Annotated in this window: 3 protein-coding genes; all 3 read right to left on the reverse strand. The window is 50.2% G+C overall.

Going from position 1 to position 1,481, the window contains the following annotated elements:
• Positions 1 to 564: NADH:ubiquinone reductase (Na(+)-transporting) subunit F (nqrF, locus tag ACTHUM_RS13840; RefSeq protein WP_440403151.1), on the reverse strand; the 564-nt coding region annotated here is incomplete at its 3' end.
• Between the two features lie 13 nt (positions 565 to 577).
• Complete coding sequence (nqrE, locus tag ACTHUM_RS13845) at positions 578 to 1,171, reverse strand: NADH:ubiquinone reductase (Na(+)-transporting) subunit E (RefSeq protein ID WP_003684365.1); 594 nt, start codon at positions 1,169 to 1,171, stop codon at positions 578 to 580.
• Positions 1,172 to 1,174: 3 nt separating this feature from the next.
• A partial coding sequence (locus ACTHUM_RS13850; RefSeq protein WP_440403152.1) for an Rnf-Nqr domain containing protein occupies positions 1,175 to 1,481 on the reverse strand: 307 nt, incomplete at its 5' end.

The following is a 1,481-nucleotide window of genomic DNA, read 5'->3' on the forward strand; positions in this document are numbered from 1 at the left end:
GTCTTCGTGATATTCCTTAGGAATGTCGAAGTCTTTGTAGGCAACAGTGTGAGGAGGGGCTTCAATTTGGATGTAGCCACCGGCGCGGAAAGGAACTTCTTCGCCTTCGGGAATGGCAAGCTTGAGTTCTTTAATGAACGTTGCTTTGTTGTCATTGGAGATGACAGTACATTCCCATTTTTTCACGCCGAATACTTCTTCCGGTACTTCGATGTCCATGTCGGTTTTAACGTTGACCTGACAAGACAGACGGCAGCCTTCGCGCGCTTCGCGTTTGCTGATGTGGGACAACTCGGTTGGCAGAATGTCGCCGCCGCCGCTTTTTACGATAACGCGGCACTGGCCGCATGAGCCGCCACCACCGCAGGCGGAAGGAACGAAGATGCCTTGGCTGGCAAGCGCACCCAGCAGTTTACCGCCGGCAGGCATCGTCAGCTCTTTTTCATTATTGACTTTGATGGTGATGTCGCCTTCGCTCACCAACTTGGATTTGGCAAACAGAATCATCAGTGCCAAAACCAAGACGATGAGGGTAAACATCACGATACCTAGAATAATCTCCATGCCGATTCCTTTCTTATAACTGGATGCCGGAGAACGACATAAACGCCATTGCCATCAGGCCAGCGGCGATAAAGGTAATGCCCAAGCCTTTGAGACCTTTAGGGACGTCCGAATATTTCATTTTTTCGGTAATGCCCGCCAAAGCGACAATAGCCAAAAGCCAGCCCAAACCTGCACCGAAACCATATACAACGGACTCGCCGAAGTTGTATTCGCGTTGCGCCATAAACGATACGGCACCGAAAATCGCGCAGTTTACGGTAATCAGAGGCAGGTAGATACCCAATGCGTTGTAGAGGGCAGGGACGAATTTGTCCAAGAACATTTCCAAAATCTGCACCAAAGCGGCAATCACGCCGATGAAGGTGATGAATTTCAGGAAGGTCAGGTCCACGCCTTCAACCAGCGCGCCGTCTTTCAACAGCGAGTAAACAAGTTGGTTGGCAGGGACGGACAGGCCGAGTACGAAAGTTACAGCCACGCCCAAACCGAATGCAGTGGATACTTTTTTAGATACTGCCAAAAATGTACACATCCCTAAGAAGAAGGAAAGTGCCATGTTTTCCAGAAAGACGGATTTTACAAAGAGGCTTAAGTAATGTTCCATGTGTTATTTCTCCGCCTGTTCAGGTTTCCAAGTGCGCAGCCCCCATACCAAGAAGCCGATGATGAAGAACGCGCTGGGAGCGAGCAAGAACAAGCCGTTGGTTTGATACCAGCCGCCATCTTGTACGGTTTGGAAAATGGTGTAGCCAAAGAGCTTGCCTGAGCCGATCAGTTCGCGGATGGTTGCGATGATGATCAACATCATGCCGTAACCTGCGCCGTTGCCGATACCGTCAACCAAGCTCTCCAAAGGAGGCTCTTTCATGGCGAATGCTTCGGCACGGCCCATCACGATACAGTTGGTAATAATC

The sequence above is a fragment of the Neisseria sp. P0021.S006 genome (assembly GCF_051956895.1).